12 protein-coding genes are annotated in these 17,437 nt (G+C 43.1%); 2 read left to right on the top strand and 10 right to left on the bottom strand.

The annotated features are described in order from the left end of the window. Positions 1–3 precede the first annotated feature (3 nt). The gene (locus tag BACHE_RS06920) at positions 4–1,626 is read left to right on the top strand and encodes a RagB/SusD family nutrient uptake outer membrane protein (protein WP_013546979.1); all 1,623 of its coding nucleotides are present in this window, start codon (positions 4–6) and stop codon (positions 1,624–1,626) included. Between the two features lie 107 nt (positions 1,627–1,733). Here BACHE_RS06920 and BACHE_RS06925 read toward each other — a convergent pair whose 3' ends face one another. The 7 genes from BACHE_RS06925 to BACHE_RS06955 form a co-directional block, all read right to left on the bottom strand. Then, complete coding sequence (locus tag BACHE_RS06925) at positions 1,734–5,666, bottom strand: hybrid sensor histidine kinase/response regulator transcription factor (RefSeq protein ID WP_013546980.1); 3,933 nt, start codon at positions 5,664–5,666, stop codon at positions 1,734–1,736. A gap of 16 nt (positions 5,667–5,682) precedes the next feature. Continuing rightward, on the bottom strand, positions 5,683–6,582 hold the full coding sequence (gene miaA / locus BACHE_RS06930) for a tRNA (adenosine(37)-N6)-dimethylallyltransferase MiaA (protein ID WP_013546981.1): 900 nt from the start codon (positions 6,580–6,582) through the stop codon (positions 5,683–5,685). A gap of 107 nt (positions 6,583–6,689) precedes the next feature. After that, complete coding sequence (locus tag BACHE_RS06935) at positions 6,690–7,250, bottom strand: IS1096 element passenger TnpR family protein (RefSeq protein WP_013546982.1); 561 nt, start codon at positions 7,248–7,250, stop codon at positions 6,690–6,692. 13 nt (positions 7,251–7,263) lie between these two features. After that, positions 7,264–8,040, bottom strand: a complete 777-nt coding sequence (gene lpxA, locus BACHE_RS06940) for an acyl-ACP--UDP-N-acetylglucosamine O-acyltransferase (protein ID WP_013546983.1) — start codon at positions 8,038–8,040, stop codon at positions 7,264–7,266. 8 nt (positions 8,041–8,048) lie between these two features. Further along, positions 8,049–9,434 carry a bifunctional UDP-3-O-[3-hydroxymyristoyl] N-acetylglucosamine deacetylase/3-hydroxyacyl-ACP dehydratase gene (locus BACHE_RS06945; protein ID WP_013546984.1) on the bottom strand — a complete coding sequence of 462 codons (1,386 nt, stop codon included), beginning with the start codon at positions 9,432–9,434 and terminating at the stop codon, positions 8,049–8,051. Positions 9,435–9,437: 3 nt separating this feature from the next. Next, complete coding sequence (gene lpxD, locus BACHE_RS06950; RefSeq protein WP_013546985.1) at positions 9,438–10,478, bottom strand: UDP-3-O-(3-hydroxymyristoyl)glucosamine N-acyltransferase; 1,041 nt, start codon at positions 10,476–10,478, stop codon at positions 9,438–9,440. A gap of 85 nt (positions 10,479–10,563) precedes the next feature. Next, a complete protein-coding gene (locus BACHE_RS06955) occupies positions 10,564–11,793 on the bottom strand; it encodes an HD domain-containing protein (protein ID WP_013546986.1) in 1,230 nt (409 codons plus the stop codon). A 307-nt stretch (positions 11,794–12,100) separates the two neighbouring features. Between BACHE_RS06955 and BACHE_RS06960 the strand changes: the two genes are divergently transcribed. Beyond that, positions 12,101–12,865, top strand: a complete 765-nt coding sequence (locus tag BACHE_RS06960) for a glycerophosphodiester phosphodiesterase (RefSeq protein WP_013546987.1) — start codon at positions 12,101–12,103, stop codon at positions 12,863–12,865. Between the two features lie 131 nt (positions 12,866–12,996). Here the strand turns inward: BACHE_RS06960 and BACHE_RS06965 are convergent, their stop codons facing one another. The 3 genes from BACHE_RS06965 to BACHE_RS06975 form a co-directional block, all read right to left on the bottom strand. Next, on the bottom strand, positions 12,997–15,552 hold the full coding sequence (locus tag BACHE_RS06965) for a glycoside hydrolase family 84 protein (RefSeq protein WP_013546988.1): 2,556 nt from the start codon (positions 15,550–15,552) through the stop codon (positions 12,997–12,999). Between the two features lie 34 nt (positions 15,553–15,586). Beyond that, on the bottom strand, positions 15,587–16,741 hold the full coding sequence (locus BACHE_RS06970) for an acyltransferase family protein (RefSeq protein WP_013546989.1): 1,155 nt from the start codon (positions 16,739–16,741) through the stop codon (positions 15,587–15,589). A 94-nt stretch (positions 16,742–16,835) separates the two neighbouring features. Then, entirely contained in the window at positions 16,836–17,399 is a 564-nt protein-coding gene (locus BACHE_RS06975) for a Crp/Fnr family transcriptional regulator (RefSeq protein ID WP_013546990.1), read from the bottom strand. Positions 17,400–17,437: the final 38 nt, after the last annotated feature.

Consider the following 17,437-nt stretch of genomic DNA (forward strand, 5'->3'; position numbering starts at 1 on the left):
AAAATGAAAAGCAAAATATTAATGGGATGTGTGTTGGCGAGTACACTGTTCACCACATCATGCAGTGATTATTTGACTGAAGATCCCAAGGGGCAGCTTACTCCCCAGACTTTCTTCACCAATCAGAAAGAATTGGATATGTCGGTGTATGCTTTGTATGCCCAAGTAGATGCTACGCAGGCCTACACCAATATGCAGATTCCTCAATGGCAGGGTGATGATCTTACGACTCATCCGGCCAGCAATAAGGATGCATATAGAGAATTTGACCGTTCTCATCCGGGGGATTCGAATAAAGGTTTGGAGTCTTGCTGGAAACAGCATTACAATTTGATAAAGGCTTGTAACTATGTGCTTGAAAATGCGGCAAAGACTCCGACTGCCCAAGAGGAAATCAACATTGCAACAGGACAGGCAAAGTATTGGAGAGCATACAGCTACTTCACTTTGGTGCGCATATTCGGACCGCTTCCTCTGGTAGAAAGTACTGAAATCAAATACGATACTCCTTTAACTTCGGTTGAAGATGTGTATGCGGCTATTGTAAAAGATCTGACGGACTGCATCAGCATTTTGCCTGCTTCTTATTCTGCTACTCCCCGTGCCGCTTATGGCGCCGATATCTATATTACCAAGCAGGCTTCTCAAGCTACTTTGGCGGCTGTTTACATGGCAATGGCGGGTTATCCTTTGAACAAGGGGACTGAATATTATAAATTGGCGGCTGCACAGGCCAAGGCTGTGATCGATGCAAATGCTACCTATAAGTTTATTCTTGAGGAAGATTACAGCAAGGTATATGCGCCGAGTCACAACTACTCGAAAGAAACCGTGGTAGGCATTTCTTATAACAAATTGGGCGGATGGGGAACAGAAGGCTCACAACTTACAGCTTGCCAATTGACTCAAGGAGCCGGTTGGAATGATGGCTTGGGGGAAATCAATTTCTGGAAGAATATGCCTGAAGGTGCACGTAAAGATGGTACTTACAGCAAGAAAATCCTTTTGGGAAATAAAGCTGACGGCAATTTGGTAAATTGGTATGATTTAGATAAGGATGGCAATAAATGTGTGGCTGTGTACCATCCGCAATTCTGCATATTCTTGGTAGGCGCTGCAAATGCCACTTATGATTATGGCGCTGATTATGCCGATTATGACTATACCAAGCCTGCAAGCGGTAATATGATAAATGGTGCGCGTCATCGGATTATCCGTTATTCTGAAGTCTTGTTGTGGTATGCAGAGGCACAGGCCCGTGGCGATGGGACTCCTAATGCGATGGCTAAAGAGTGTCTGAAACGTGTTCGTGACCGTGCAGGATACAATGCTCCAATGCCGAGTGATGCCGATTTTGCCGATGCTGTGGCAATGGAACATGGATGGGAAATTGCCGGTAACTGGTGTGCTTTGGTAACTCGCCGTGCCGACCAGCTTCGCCTGAACACACTGAAAAATGCCTTTGAGTTGAGAAAGGCCAATGCTGCGATTGTGGTTGGCGAACAGGACGGTAAGCCTATTACCGCCAAGGAGGAAATCGAGATAACTGAAGGTTGGAATGATAATATGATTTATGCACCTTATCCGGCCAGTGACAGTGCGTTGAATCCGAACCTGAAGCGGTAGCACAGGTATAAAGATTTGCTGATTAGTATAATTGAGGGGGCTGCACTTTTAAGGAGTGCACCCCTTTCTTATTTTGTTGATAGACATAGCCTGTGCCTGGCTATGCTTTAGAGATCAAGTCCTTTCTTATATTCGGACGGAATAATGCCTTTAATGTTTTTGAACATTTTGCTGAAGTATCGTAAAGTGGAAAATCCGGTCTGTTCTGATATTTCAGTCAGTGTCAGAGTGGAAGTTTTCATAAGTGTTATGGCTTTTTCAATGCGCATCTGATTAATGTAATCTATGCTGCTCATTCCGGTGAGTGATTTTACCTTGTTATATAGTAAAGAACGGCTGATGCACAAGTTACTCGCCAGGAAGCTGACGTCCATTTCAGGATTTGCTATGTTATCGTTGATTAGTTTATTAAGCTTTAGAAGGAAAGTTTCATCTGCATTGCTGAAACTGGTTTCCTGCAGTGTGGGTAATACTTCAGATTGTCCTTGATATCTGGCTTTAATCTGTTCGCGTATGTTTATCTGGTTGGCTATGAGTGCCAATAAGGTATTCATATCAAAAGGTTTCGATAAAAAAGCGTCTGCTCCGGTTTTATAACTTTCGTACATGTTTTCCTGATTGCTGTATGCTGTGAGCAGAATGACAGGAATATGGCTTATCCTCAGGTTTTGCTTTATTTCATGGCATAGTTCCAATCCGTTCATGTTGGGCATCATCATATCGGTTACTATTATGTCGGGGAGTTTGTTCATGGCTTGTTCCAGTCCTCTTTTGCCGTCTTTGGCAATGTAAGTACAGGCAAAGTATTCTTTCATTGTCTTCTGCATGTAGTTCAGCAGATCCGGGGTATCTTCTACTATGAGGATGGAAAGATGTGAAAATGTAGAAAAGGAGATAGTTTTTTTCATGTCGGGATAAGTCAGGTACGCACTTGCTTCCTCGTTGTTTTTCTCTTGTTTCTCTTCTTGTTTGAGTGGTAGTTCAAAACGGAAAGTAGAGCCTCGACCGGGATTTGGCATGGCATGAATATTGCCTTTGTGCAGTGTGATCAAACGTTTGGAATAAGCCAGCCCGATACCGCTTCCTCCTTTGTCATGGAACCCTTGATAGAACTCGGTGAAAAGGGAATTCATATCCACTCCCTTCAGCCCGATGCCTTGGTCACTTACAGATACACTGACCTGTTTCCCGTCAGCAGATAATTGTGTCGAGATCTTGGTGGTTGTGCCACTTTCACTAAATTTTAAGGCGTTCATCAAGAAATTGGACAAAACAAAGTTGCATTTGTCCTTGTCAAAAGGCACTGACTCTATGTGATTATCCAGGTGGAACTGAAGTTTGATGTTCTTTTGTTTAAATTCCTCCATGAATTTTTGGGCAACTTCCATTATCCATTCGTTTAATAGATATGATTTTATGTGCAGAATCTCTTTCCCTTCTTCCAATTTCCTCACATCCAGAGCCATATCAATGATTTCATTCATTTGCATGGCCTGCCGGTAAATGGCGGTTAATTGTTCGTTTTCTTCTTCATTGTGTACGTTCTGGTCAATGATCCGTTTCAGTGGAGTACAGATCAGTGTGAGTGGGGTGCGCAATTCATGGCTTATATTGGTAAGAAATGTGACCTTTTCCTCATTGCTCTTGTTTTTGATTTTTTCTATCTCATAAGCTTGGGCTGTTTTTCTTTTATTGGTAAAATACCGGTTGACGAAATAAACACTCGTGAAGATGCATAAGATAAGGAGTGTATAACTCCAAGGTGTTCTCCACCAAGGAGGGGTGACAATGATGAGCAGCAGATTTTGTTCTGCACTCCACCCCGTGTCCTGTCCATAGAAAGAAGAAGTGATTGTGTATTTACCTACCGGCAGATAGTTGATGCTGAAAGAGTTGGACGCTGTGTTTGCAAATCTCTGATTAAGCCCGTCTATCTTGAAGCGGAAGTGGCTTTTTCTGAATACATCCTTTTCATTGAGCAATACCTTCAACTGGAGTGAGCTGAAGTTCCAGGGAATTTCAATGGTGTCAATTCCATTCTGAAGATCGTCTTTTAAAGGGACGGGTTGACCGTTAAGCAGCACATCGAGTAATTCGATGGTCTGCTGGCTGGCTGTATTGAAGCGTATGCTTGGATGAATGATACTCATACCTGCCGTACCTCCCATCAAGATATTTCCTGTGCGGTCTATCATAGCAGCATGAAATAGGTATTCGTTGGGTAATACTCCATCCGTTTCTCCCAAGATCGTAAATTTCTTTGTTTGGGTGGAATAGATGAACAAGCTTTGGCGGGTTCCTATCCATATTCTTCCGTTTCTGTCGGCAATGATGGAAGTAGCTTCCTTAAAAAGATCTGTTTGTATGTGTGTGTGTTGTTTGGTCACCGGATTGTAGCGTAAGATACCTTCGGTGGTTGCCAGCCAGAATATTCCTTTACAATCTATGCATGCGTCATTCGTGAGGTAGGGAGCTTCGAATAGTGTGGAGAATTTGTCTGTATTGGAATCATATACACCTATTCCAGACTGTGTGGATAAATAAGTTTTGTTATCTTCTGTGCTCAGAAACAAGGGCGTATTATTGATGAAGTATGTATTTTCGGAGTGGGCGATAGAGAACTTGCGAGTATCCATGTCATAGATATAAAGATTTAGTCCGCTGAATAGAATTTTGTTTTTTGCGATGCGTAGTATATTGGTGGAAAAGCCACTGATGCAATTACGGTCATTTGTGTCCCGGTCTATCAGGATAAAGGGACGTTTTTGCCCGTTCTTTTTGTTGAAGATGAAAATTCCTTTATTATAAGAGAAGTAGAGCAATTCTTGGGATGAATATTCTACAATGGATACTACTTTCTCATATTGAGTGGACGGATAATGTACAAAGGTTCCGCTAAGCGGTTCAAATCGGTTGATACCGCCACCGTCCGTGCCGATCCAGATGAAACCATCACTGTCTTGAAAGAAACTGTTGATGGTTTGATTGCTAAGGCCATAGCGGTTACCGAAGGGGACATTTCGGTAAGAGCGTGCATATACTTCACGCACACCAATAAGTCCACTTCGTATGCTTCCTAACCAGATATTTTCGGAAGGGTCTTTATAAATGCGGAAGAAGGCATTGGTTGGCAGGGAGCGCAAGTCATCCTGAGTCTGCTGTATGGCGTCGATGGCATAATTTTTCAGTGAGATGATATTTACTCCACCTCCATCAGTCACAATCCAAAGTTGATTGTCTTTCTCTACAATATCATATACCACGTCATAAGTGAGCTTTGAGTTACTGGTATTAAATTCCCGTTGCAGCACTCCGTCTTTGTAGCAGCAAAGTCCGCCACCGAATTTACTTGCCCACAGACGCTTTTCTGAATCCATGTAAACAGTGGTATATGTCTCTGCTTTGAGAAATGGAACCGTTTCTACTGTATGATTCTTTTGATTGAAAAAGAAGACTTGATAACCCGTATTTATCAATATGCGCTGTTTGTCATAGCGTATCATTTTGCAAAGATAATGGTTTTGCTTATGTTCGGGCAATGCCTGCAGCAAGTTGATTTTTCGAGTAGCATAGTCGTACAGGTAAATGGCTTTATTGCTTGCCAACATTATTCCTTGCTCGGTAAGCAGATATGAACTGATAAGCAGCTTCCGGTCATTCACCAGTACCGGAGTGAATCGGTCATTTGAACGGTCGTATAAACAGATACCTTTACCGGTAGCTACCCAAAGATTGAACAGGGCATCTTCGGTGATAAAGAGGATGTCGTTGGAAGGAAGCATCTGCTCTTTACTGTCGGAATATTGAGTAAGCATATTCCGGTCATAGCGGTTCAGACCGGACTGAGTGCCAATCCATAGATAGCCTTTGTGATCACTGAGTACGGCCTGTACCCTGGATTGCGACAACCTTTCATTTATGCCTATCTGCTTGAAGTAATAGGAATAAGGCTTGTCTGCCGTAGTAGCCCGGCTTCCCATACTGCAAAAAATAAAGAGCAGAATGCTGACTGTTTTTACGATGTGTTTATCTATATTCATATATAGTGGCAGTTTCTTATTTGATGGCATTACCGATATATTTCAGTATTTCAGTTTCTTGTTCCGGATGAAACCAACAAATTTCTTTATCCCGTTTGAACCAGGTCATCTGTTTACGCGAATAGATGCGGGAGTTCTGCTTGATTTTGTCAATAGCAAAGGATAAAGGCCATTCACCGTCAAGATATTTGAATATTTCTTTATATCCTACCGTATTCAGTGAGTTCAGAGCCCTGTAAGGAGATACCCGGCGGACTTCTTCTACTAATCCGTCTTCTATCATTTGATCCACCCGGCGATTGATGCGGTCATAAAGTTCTTCACGGTCACGGGTCAGACCAATTTTGATGATTCGGAACGGACGTTCTTTCTTCTGCCTGATTCGGAAAGAGGTGTAGGTCTTTCCTGTCATATAGCAGATTTCCAAAGCGTGGATTATACGTTTGGGATTCTTCAGATCCACAATTTTATAGTATTCAGGATCCAATAGCCTGAGTTCCGCACATAATTTCTCCAAGCCTTCAGTTTCATATCTTTGCAGCATCAGTTGGCGGGTGTCGGCATCTATGGTGGGGATGTCGTCAATTCCTTTACAAACAGCATCTATATACATCATAGAGCCTCCGGTCAGTAATACGACATTCTGTTTGATGAATAAAGTATTCAGAAGCTCAAGTACCTCCGTCTCGTACTGGGCGGCACTGTAATAATCCGTAAGATTCAAAGTGCCGACAAAGTGATGTTCTACCTGTTGCCGTTGTTCCGGTGTAGGAGTAGCTGTACCTATCTTCAGGTCTGTATAAAGCTGCCTCGAATCGGCAGAGATGATACAAGTATGAAATTGCTTTGCCAATCGAAGGCTTAGTTCTGTTTTTCCAACTCCGGTAGGGCCGATAAGTACAATAAGGGTGTGCATGTTGGCTGATAATGGTTTAGGCACGGATTACACGGAAATACACGGTTTGAAGTATCCGTGAAACCTGTGTAGTCCGTGCCTAAATATAAGACGTTGAATAAAGTTTTTTAGTATTTGTCCTCTTCGTAAGGAGCATCGGTTGCACCATCGTCAAAACCGCTGAATCCTTCCTTATCAAAGTCTTCCATATCGAAGTCTTGGTCGCCATAGAAGTTTTCTCCTAAGTCGAGGGAACCACCGGCTGCTGCCATTTCTTCAAAATCAACGGTCTGCTTGGGAGCTTCACCTTCTTTTTTAGTGCATTTGGCGCCTTGCATTTCTTTTCCGGTGATAATCTCTGACAGTTCTATGAAAAAGCAGCGTTCTGTCATATAGTCAAACACATAAAGTAACTTTTGTTTTTCATCTTCAATCAGTTCATTGAGTTGGGTTTCTTTCATAACCCAACTGTCCATTTCCGGATTATCATCCATTTCTTCCAAAGTGATTTCCTTTTCTTTTTCCCAATCGTCATCACAGATGAAGAAAGAAGTCATTTGGTCGTCTGTATAGCCTGCTGATTTTAAAATCGCCTGATGGAAATCATAAAAAGTGGCTTCCGGGTCAATTTGTATTTCTCTGACAAAATCGTCCACTTCGTCTGAGATGATTGTAAATCTGTATATCATGATGTTGTCTTTTTTATTTGCCTGCTGGAATAATACCGCGGGCTGATTCACGTATGAAGTTTACAATATAGCTTATTTCGGGTGTCATTTCCATTTCATCCTCAATCTTTTTCAGGGCGTCTGTATTGTTGAGTCCACTCTGGTAGATGATGCGGTATGCATTATGTATGGTTTCTATTGTTTCGTTGGAGAAACCACGGCGTCGCAATCCCACGATATTGATTCCTGCATAACAGATGGGCTCACGTCCGGCAATGATGTATGGTGGTATGTCTTTGCTGAACCGACATCCGCCCTGTATCATTCCGTACCCCCCTATACGACAGAATTGATGCATCAGTACATTGGCACTGACAATGGAATTGTCGTCAATCACTATTTCACCTGCCATCTTGGTAGAGTTGCCTATAATACAACCATTGCCAATCAGGGCATCATGTGCTACGTGGACACTTTCCATCAACAGGTTGTTGCTGCCTACAATCGTTTTGCCTTTGGCTGCCGTACCGCGGTTGATGGTTACGTTTTCACGAATGATGTTGTTGTCGCCAACTTCGGCTGTTGTTTCCTCTCCGTTAAATTTCAAATCCTGAGGAATAGCACCGATAACAGCTCCCGGAAAGATGGTATTTCCATTGCCGATGCGTGCGCCGTACAGAATGTTGGCATTTGCCATAATTATGTTGTTATCGCCGATTACCACATTCTTGTCGATGAAAACAAAAGGAGCAATCTCTACGTTTTCCCCGATTTTAGCTTCGGGATGAATATACGCTAAGGGACTTATCATGCTTATAATTATTTGTTCTTAACTATTTGAGCCATAAACTCTGCTTCACAGACTACTTTCTCACCTACGAAAACATAGCCTTTCATTGTAGAAATTCCACGGCGTATGGGTGACATCAGTTCTACACGGAAAATCAGAGTATCGCCCGGTACTACTTTTTGGCGGAACTTCACACCGTCAATCTTCATAAAATAAGTGGAGTATCGTTCCGGTTCATCTACGGAATTCAAGACTAATAAACCACCGGTCTGTGCCATTGCTTCTACTTGTAATACACCGGGCATTACGGGCTCTTGCGGAAAGTGTCCCTGAAAGAAAGGTTCGTTGCCTGTTACATTTTTTATACCTACGATGTAGTTGGCGCCAATTTCAATGACTTTGTCCACCAGTTGGAAAGGATAGCGGTGAGGCAGCAGTTCACGGATGCGGTTCACATCCATGATAGGTTCGCGGCTGCAGTCGTAAGTCGGAGCTTGAATTTCGTGCAGGCGGATTTCCTTGCGCATCTGGCGCGCAAACTTGTTGTTGATAGTATGTCCGGGGCGGGTAGCAATGATACGTCCCTTGATAGGCTTGCCAATCAGAGCCAAGTCGCCTATGACATCAAGCAGTTTGTGGCGGGCACACTCATTAGGCCATACCAGTGGCTTATGATTGATGTAGCCCAATTGGCTGGCATCCATATGGGGAACACCCATTACATCAGCTAATTTGTCATAATTCTCTTGTGACATTTCGCGCTCGTAGATTACGATGGCATTGTCCAGATCCCCACCTTTGATAAGTCCGGCTTGCAACAAAGGTTCAATCTCGCGTACAAAAACGAAAGTACGGCTGGCAGCTATTTCGTCTTTGAATTTCTTCATATCTTCCAAAGTCGCAAATTGGTTGGGGATAATGGATGAGTCGTAAGAAACCAGTACGTTCAGGCTGAAATTCTCGTCCGGTAGAACGATAATGGAAGACCCTGTCGTTTCATCACGGAATTCAATTTTTGATTTGATAATATAGAAATCCTTTACGGCATTCTGCTCTATAGTACCCACACGTTCAATTTCGTTGACATAATATTGGGCGCTTCCGTCCAAAATTGGGAATTCAGGACCGTTGACCTGTATCAGACAGTTGTCTATACCCAATGCATAAAGGGCTGCCATACCATGTTCTACGGTACTTACCTTTATTCCGTTTTTAGAAAGTACAGTGCCACGGGTAGTCTCGGTTACGTTATCGGCCACTGCATCGATAAGGGGCTGTCCTTCCATATCAATGCGCTGGATTTTATATCCGTGATTATCCGGAGCCGGATTAAAAGTAACGGTTAGGTCAAGCCCCGTATGAAGACCTTTTCCACTGAGTGAAAAACTATCTTTTAGAGTCTTTTGTTTCAACATTGGTTACTTATTTAATTGTTGTTTTATCTCATTTAATTCTTTACGGAGCTGGCGTAACTCTTTTTGCATGTCGGGCAGGCTGCGTTGTGCTATGGAAGCCTTGAAATATTGTTTCAGTTCCATCGGAGGGGTTCCGATCAGTTGGCTACCTTCTTTGATGCTACCGGGAATGCCCGATTGCGCACCGAGATTTACTTTGTCTCCGATATGGATATGTCCGGCGATACCAACTTGACCTCCAAACATACACCATTCGCCGATTTTTGTGGAACCGGCAATTCCCACTTGTGCCGCCATTACTGTGTGAGAGCCGATTTCGTCATTATGTGCCACTTGTATCAGATTGTCCAACTTTACGCCACTATGTATGATGGTGGCTCCCATTGTGGCACGATCCACACAAGTGTTTGCACCTATCTCCACGTTGTCTTCCAGGATTACGATACCGATTTGGGGAATTTTTTCATAGCCTTGCGGGGTAGGGGCAAAACCGAATCCGTCTGCTCCGATGACGCTGCCTGCATGCAGGATGCAATGATTGCCTATGCGGCAGTCATGGTAGATGGTGACATTGGCATAAATAATACAATTGCTTCCCACTTTTGCACCACTGCCGATGGTTGCATGCGGATGAATTACCGTATTGTCTCCTACTTCGGCATAATCACCTATGCAAGCAAAAGGGGATATGTAAACATCTTTGCCTATTTTGGCTGTTTCGGAAACAAAGGCTAATGGATCAATGCCTACCCGTTTGGGTTTACTTTGTTCATAAAGATTCAGCAGCTTTGCAAGACTTTCATAGGCATTGTCCACTTTTATCAGAGTGGCTTTTATTTCCTGCTCAGGCATGAAATCCTTGTTTACCAATACAATGCTTGCTTGAGTTTCGTATATGTAAGAGGTATATTTAGGATTGGATAGAAAGGAGATGGCTCCCGGTATTCCTTCTTCGATTTTAGCAAAGGTATGGACGGTTGCGTTCTCGTCTCCAACAATTTCTCCTTGGATAAATGTTGCAATTTGTTTAGCAGAAAACTCCATTTTTCTATTATTGTTAGATGGTTTCAAGACACAAATAACGGACTTTTTTTTTATATATCCTTGTCATGAGATGAATATTTTATACTTATCTATGCAAACGTTGGTAGCATAGGTAGTATTTTTTTACTTTTTTGGACAAGAGAGAAATGTTGAGCATATCCGAGGCTTCGGCGATATTCTTAATGTCCCCGTCGTTGTATAGAATATCTATGCTGTCATCTGCCGCATCATACATGTTCTTTTCGATGCTTGGGGTAGCAATGAAGTATCTCGCTTCGGGGAGGGGAATTTCCAACTGTTCGCTGATTTGTTGCATCAGGTTTTTTTTTCGTTCCTCGCTAAAAGGTTCTGTGGAAATCTCTACTTTGAAGATGTTACGGTTGATCATGCTCAGGCTTAGGTTTGAAAGAACTTTGTCCACATGGGTACTCCATACTTTCAGGGCTGTCCAGATGTCGTTATCGTCGAGCTGGATATAGTTCTCCAAACATTTGGGATTATTATAGAATGTATCCCGGTTGATGTCATTGTATAGGAAGAATCGCAGTGCAGGCGGTGCGAACAATTCTACGCCCTTACCCGCCAGTTCTTTGGCACGCAGCAGTGTACTGATAAGCATCTTTTCGTAAGCGACGGAAGTCTTATGCAGATACACCTGCCAGTACATCAAGCGGCGGGCGGTAAGAAAATTCTCGATAGAGTAGATACCTTTGGATTCTATCACAAGATGGTCGTCCTTTACGTCGAGCATCTTGATGATGCGGGCAGAGCCGATGTTGCCTTCCGTCACTCCGGTATAAAAACTGTCGCGGCGCAAGTAGTCCAAGCGATCCATATCCAGTTGGCCGCTTACCAATTGGTGCAGGAAACGTTTGGGATATTCGTCCTTGAATATCTGGATGGCAAGTGTCAGTTGTCCATTCATCTCTTTGTTGATGCGTTCCATTAGCATCAGAGAAATATCCTCGTGTGACACGCCTTTTACAATGGTGTCTTCGAGTACATGGGAGAAGGGACCGTGTCCGATATCGTGCATCAGGATGGCTGCCTGAACGGCTTCCGCTTCGCTGTCGAAGATGAAATTACCTTTGGCTGTGAGTTGTTGGATAGCCTCGCTCATCAAGTAGAAAGCACCCAGTGAATGCTGGAATCGTGTGTGCTGTGCGCCGGGATATACTACGGATGACAATCCTAATTGCTTGATGCGGGTGAGGCGTTGCAAAAGGGGATGCCGTACAATATCATACAGCAACCCCTTTGGTATATTAATGAATCCGAAAACCGGATCATTGATGATTTTTCTCTCGTAAGACATGTCTAAGAATTTGTTCGCAAAGTTAATGGCTTTTTGGGAGACGGCAAAATGGAATGTTTGCATTCTTATGTCTCATCCTCTGAAACCTTAATGTAACGGAATAGCAGTTCGGTTGTAATCTCATAAATCTACTTTTGCACACGGATGTTGGTGAGGGGGTGAGCGATTATTTTGCAATAAGGCAATTCTTGATTATTTTTGTGGTTGTAATAATCTGAATGGCGTTTCTTTATCAGATAGATATGGAATAAGACTTTAGTATAAGGGTAAGAATGGTTTTTATTTAAAATTTAATAGGGGATAGATTATGAAACTGAATGGAATGATTGTTGTTTATGCTCTGTTGTGTACGGTTACTCTGGGCGCGCGAGCCCAATCCCGAATTATTGCGCATCGTGGATATTGGAAATGTGAAGGCTCTGCTCAGAATTCCATCACTTCTTTGCAGAAAGCGGCAGAGGTCGGAATTTATGGCTCGGAGTTTGATGTGCAGTTGACAAAGGATAGAAATGTGGTGGTTAATCATGATGATAGCATTAATGGCATGATGATTGGTGATGTCACTTATGGTGATTTGAAAAATATTAGATTGAAGAACGGTGAGAAGCTTTCTTTATTGGATGATTATTTGAAGGTAGGCAAGACTTTGCCCGGCATCCAATTGATATTGGAAATCAAGCCCCACAGGACGGAAGCGGAAGAAAATGATGCGACAGACATCGTGGTACGCAAAGTGAAGGAGATGAATATGGAGAAACAAGTGGAGTATATTTCGTTCAGCATGAATATTTGTGAACGATTAGTGAAGCTGACTCCGGAATCAGAAATAGCTTATTTGAATGGTGATATTTCTCCTGAAAATCTCAAAGATAAAGGTATTAACGGTATAGATTATCACGTAAAAATTTTGGCAGAAAGGCCCGAATGGATTGAAGAAGCCCACAGGCTGGGCATGAAAGTAAATGTGTGGACTGTAGATAAGATGGAACAAATCAGCCAAATGAATAATCTGAAAGTGGATTTTATTACTACTAATTATCCTGTAAAGGCGAAGAATTTGGTGGCGAGATGATGAAAGGTATGTCCGGACGGATTCTTGACTTATTTTCGGGCACTGTATTTATTCTGGGAGAATAGAATACAGTGCCCGTGGATTAAGTATGCGGTCTGTGGTAATATACTACTTTAATTGAAATTCTTTATTTACTGAGGATTAGCTATGATTTCTACTATTTCTGCCATTCCTTCTATTTTTATTTCTGTGGTATTTGGGGCTAACTCAATTTTTGTAAAAGGAGATGTGATGGATATTTCAGATACCAAAATACCTTTTGTGTCAAGCTGTTTCAGTTTTAAGCATTCTGCAGGTCGGTTGAGTAGCAAAACATAGCTTTTGATGCCTTGAGGTACTTCAAATACCAAGCTGTCTCTCATGGTGAAGGAAGAGTTTGGATTATTGTCAAAGGCCAGTAAAGCTTCTTGAGCATTGTCTGCATTCAGCCGGAATCCTAAATTGCTTACCCGAAGAGGATTTACTTCGAATGTGCGCACAGATGCGTAATTTGTACGTTGGGAGTCCAGTCTTTTCAAACGGACATAACGGGCTTTTACTGCATTTCCTTTCCAATGGATAACATATTGTTTGCTCAGTTCTTCAGTGAGTTGATGCCAATTTTTTCCGTCTTCTGAATATTCCAGTACGGCATGGTCAAAATAGTCCACGTCATCTACTGAATTTCTTCCTTGGCGGATGGCTATTTCTGATACTGAACGAATGGCTCTCAAATCAACTCCTATCCAGTCATTGGCTTTCTGACCGATACCCGAGGTGTAATAGGTTGTAGTGTCCTTGTCCAGCATTAGCTTGGTTTGAATGGTGTTGGAATTTCCAAATGAACCGATACCTTTATAGTCCATCGGAATTTTTCCGGTCAGCTTTTTGAAGAATTCGTATGACATGTCGTCCATGATATCTTCATAGAAGGGTTGGAGTTTCATTGTGCCCGATTTATGTGCTTCATACGCTTTCCGGTCTTTTTCATTCATCCTATTACTTACAAAATTTTTCCAGAATGTAGCGTTATCTTGGTTGGAACGGTACTGCCGTGCCAGTTCCAATGCACATCTTCCTCTACTGCCCAGCTTGCCGAATTCTTTTAGCCACGGGCGAAGTTCATTGAGCAAAGCTTGGTTGGTACAATGCTTCTCCATCTCGATGGGGGCTTTTTCTACTCTTTCAAATTCTTGCTGTAAGGCTTGGGCAGCCTCATCGGTCCAGTTGGTTAAACGGAATGTCTTTGTTTCCCATGATTCATCCCGTCGGTAACCATTTTCTGTGTCAGAAGAGTGGATGGCGAAGGTACGGTAGGCTTCTTTTGCTTTGGGAGCCAATTCGCCTAAACCTCTTTCCCAGTTGTCTATCGGGTTGTAGTCAGCCACATTCCAAGCGTAGTCTGCCACTCCATAAAGGGCTAACTTGGAGGCTTCACCGTGTTCCATAGGATTGCTGATGAGGCCGCAGGTTTCTTTAGCGGTGAGTGTAGTGTCCAGTCCATATACCGGACCTTGCAGGATGATGTGGCGCACATAGTCGGTTACGGGGTAGTTCCACCAATAGTAAGCCGGGCGTTGTATGCGCGAGTTTACCCAGTTCAAGGTTTCACGGGTCAGATCACTGCATACCACATCTCCTGTCCAGAACACTTTGATGTCCGGATTCAGGGCTTTGCCGTAGATGGCAAGGCTGCCTTGGGGTGTAGGATTTGCCCAAAGTTTGGAGTAGTCGGTAGGACAGACGGTTAGCGAGGAGATGTCACCTTTCACTTTTGCAAAGTCATCATGCAGGCGGTTCAGCAGTTCAGTCTGCTTCAGAGGATTTGTCCCTTCGCCCTCAATGTCATCGAAGAAAACGGCAAAAGCGCGTACTCCTAAGTCATACATCCAGTTTAGTTTATTGATAAGATTCTGATAGTCCTCCTCATTCCATTTGATGTCCTTTCCCGGATGGATGGCCCATACAAAGTCCACACGGTTGCGTTGGCAGGCTTGTACCAGTTCTTGTATGTTCTTGGTCTCTTCTTTCGGATAAGGAAGCCGCCAGTTGGGACTGCTGTGATAGGGATCGTCTTTGGGACCATACAGGTAGGTGTTCATCTTGAATTTACCGTAGAAATCTATCAAAGACAATCGTACGGCATGTGACCAAGGCGTTCCGTAGAATCCTTCAACCACTCCACGATTGGGCAGGTCGGGATAGTCGTTGATGGTAAGATAGGGTAATTTGTTTCCATTGGTTGCCGAGCTTTCCGTCAGTTGGCGTAAGGTCTGTATGCCATAGAAGGCTCCTCTTTCATCATAGCCTACGATGGAAATGCCTTTTTCTCCGATTGTGAGGGAATAGGCTCCTGACATGGCTTTCACTCCTTGCTTGCCGGCTGCCTTTATGCCGAAGTTGATATCCAGTTTTATCCCTTTCTTCTGTAACTTGACGAAATTTAAGTCAGATTCAAACTTATGCTGTTTATCATTCAACATCAATCCGCCGGATATATCCAGCCGGTTGTTTTTGTCAAGGGTCATTTGCTGAGGAGTGGGATTGATGATGATTCCCTGATGATCTATTTTCTTCCCCGGAACAACTGAAACATTTTGTATTTCCGATCGTTGGGCTGATAAGTCAAAATCAGTCTCTTGGGCTGTGAGGGAGCCTGCAATACATGTGCAGGCAATGCCTGCTATCCATATTTTCTTGTAATCCATAATTCGTTATTAGATTATTTGTTAAAGATTCATTCTATTTTTCCGTCAAGTTACTTTTTTTCAGACAATGGCGTGCCAGATATTTTCTGATAGGTTCATCGTACATTTTCAGCACAATATAAGCCAGCAAGATATTCCCGAAGAAGATACCTGCTGCCACGGGCCAAGCGGCTTCGAAGCTGAGCCCGTCTTTCCACAACCAGGCGTAGAATAAGTACATGAAAGGATAGTGCACTACGTAGAGAGGATAAGAAATGTCACCGAGAAGTTTTGAAAGTGAGGAAGAAGCTTTGTCGGTAGTGCTGTCCGAAGCGGCTAAGAATACCAATGCCGGAAACACGAAAAGAATGCAAACTGTATCATATAGTCCGTTCATCCACAGAGCTTCTTCTCCACCTATATGGGGTACGGCGAATAGGGCAAAAAGTACCAATGTGCAAATCCAGAAAGCTCCTCTCACTTTGATTGGCTTGAAATTGCGTGACATCAGCAATCCGGCTGCGTAGGAGAATGACATCCGCAAGAAACCACCCAGCAGATTGTTGTCCGCCAGTGTCCAGCCTACTCCCATGTGCCCGTAACCAGATCCGTTGGTGATGGCAAAAGTGGCCAGACCGATACCCAGCAATACAACTAATATTTTCAATGCCTTGGTGGACATCCGATGAATGAATAAGGCGTACATCAGGTTTCCGATATATTCAAAGAAGAGTGACCAATTAGGACCATTCAGTGGGTACATTTCACCGTTTCCGCGTACTTCGGCTCCGGCTCCGGGTAACACAGGTATTAAGAAAAGGGTGAGCAAAAAGGATAGCAGAATCATTGATGTGCCTATATGAGTGCCGTCCCATTGTACACAGCCTTGAATGCAGTAAGTAATCAGGCCTAAGATGGCTCCCATGATTACCATGGGATGCAGGCGTATCAAACGTCGCTTGAAGAAATCTGTCATCTTCATTTTTTTCCAACGGTCGTCATATGCATACCCAATGACAAATCCCGATAGGATGAAGAAGAAATCCACTGCCATATATCCGTGGTTGAAACTTTGGTCAAGAGGACTTGTGGCGAACCCTTCGAAAATGTGATACCAGATTACCATTAAAGCAGCTACCCCTCTTAATCCATCAAGGAGCTGATAGTGAGGTTTGCTGTCTGTAAAAACAGAAGAGGAACTTTGAAACATGCTAAAAATATTAAGGTTATTATTACTTTTTCATCAGTCGGCAAAGGTAGGGATTACATAGAGATATTCTTTTGCCTAAAAGCAAAAAACATTCTTATTTTTGGGCACGGATGCGGCTCAAGGTATAGATGGAGATACCGAGGAAGGCTGCTACATATTTCAATTTCACCCTGTTGATGAGTCCCGGATAGCGTTGCATGAATCTCTCATAACGTTCTTTAGGAGGCAGTTGAAGTCTCTCTACAAAGAGGTGGCTCAATTCTTTGTTTACATTTTGATGAAGAATCCGTCCCCAGTTGGCTATGTCGATATGCTTTTCGTAGAGTGCATTCAGGCGGTTGATATGGATGGCATATATGGTGCAGTCAGTCAATGCCTCAATATCCTCAATGGATGGCTTGTTGTAGTATAGGGAATCCATTCCGAAGGTAATGTCTCCTTCCTTACTGAACCAAGTGGTGGTGTCCATTCCGTTATGGTGGAAGACGGAACGGGCAATGCCTTCTTCTATAAAGTAGATGGATCGGTCAATGATTCCTGACTGCACGATGCATGTCCCTTTGGCATAATGCTTTTCCTGCATCTCGGCCAGCAGTGCTTTCATCGCTTCATCTGATATGGGATAGGTTTGTTCTATTTTCTCTATGATGTTTTTCATGTTGTACCTTTTCACGAATGCTTCAAGCCTCTACCAAG

It is taken from the genome of Bacteroides helcogenes P 36-108, from assembly GCF_000186225.1.
GTDB lineage: Bacteria > Bacteroidota > Bacteroidia > Bacteroidales > Bacteroidaceae > Bacteroides > Bacteroides helcogenes.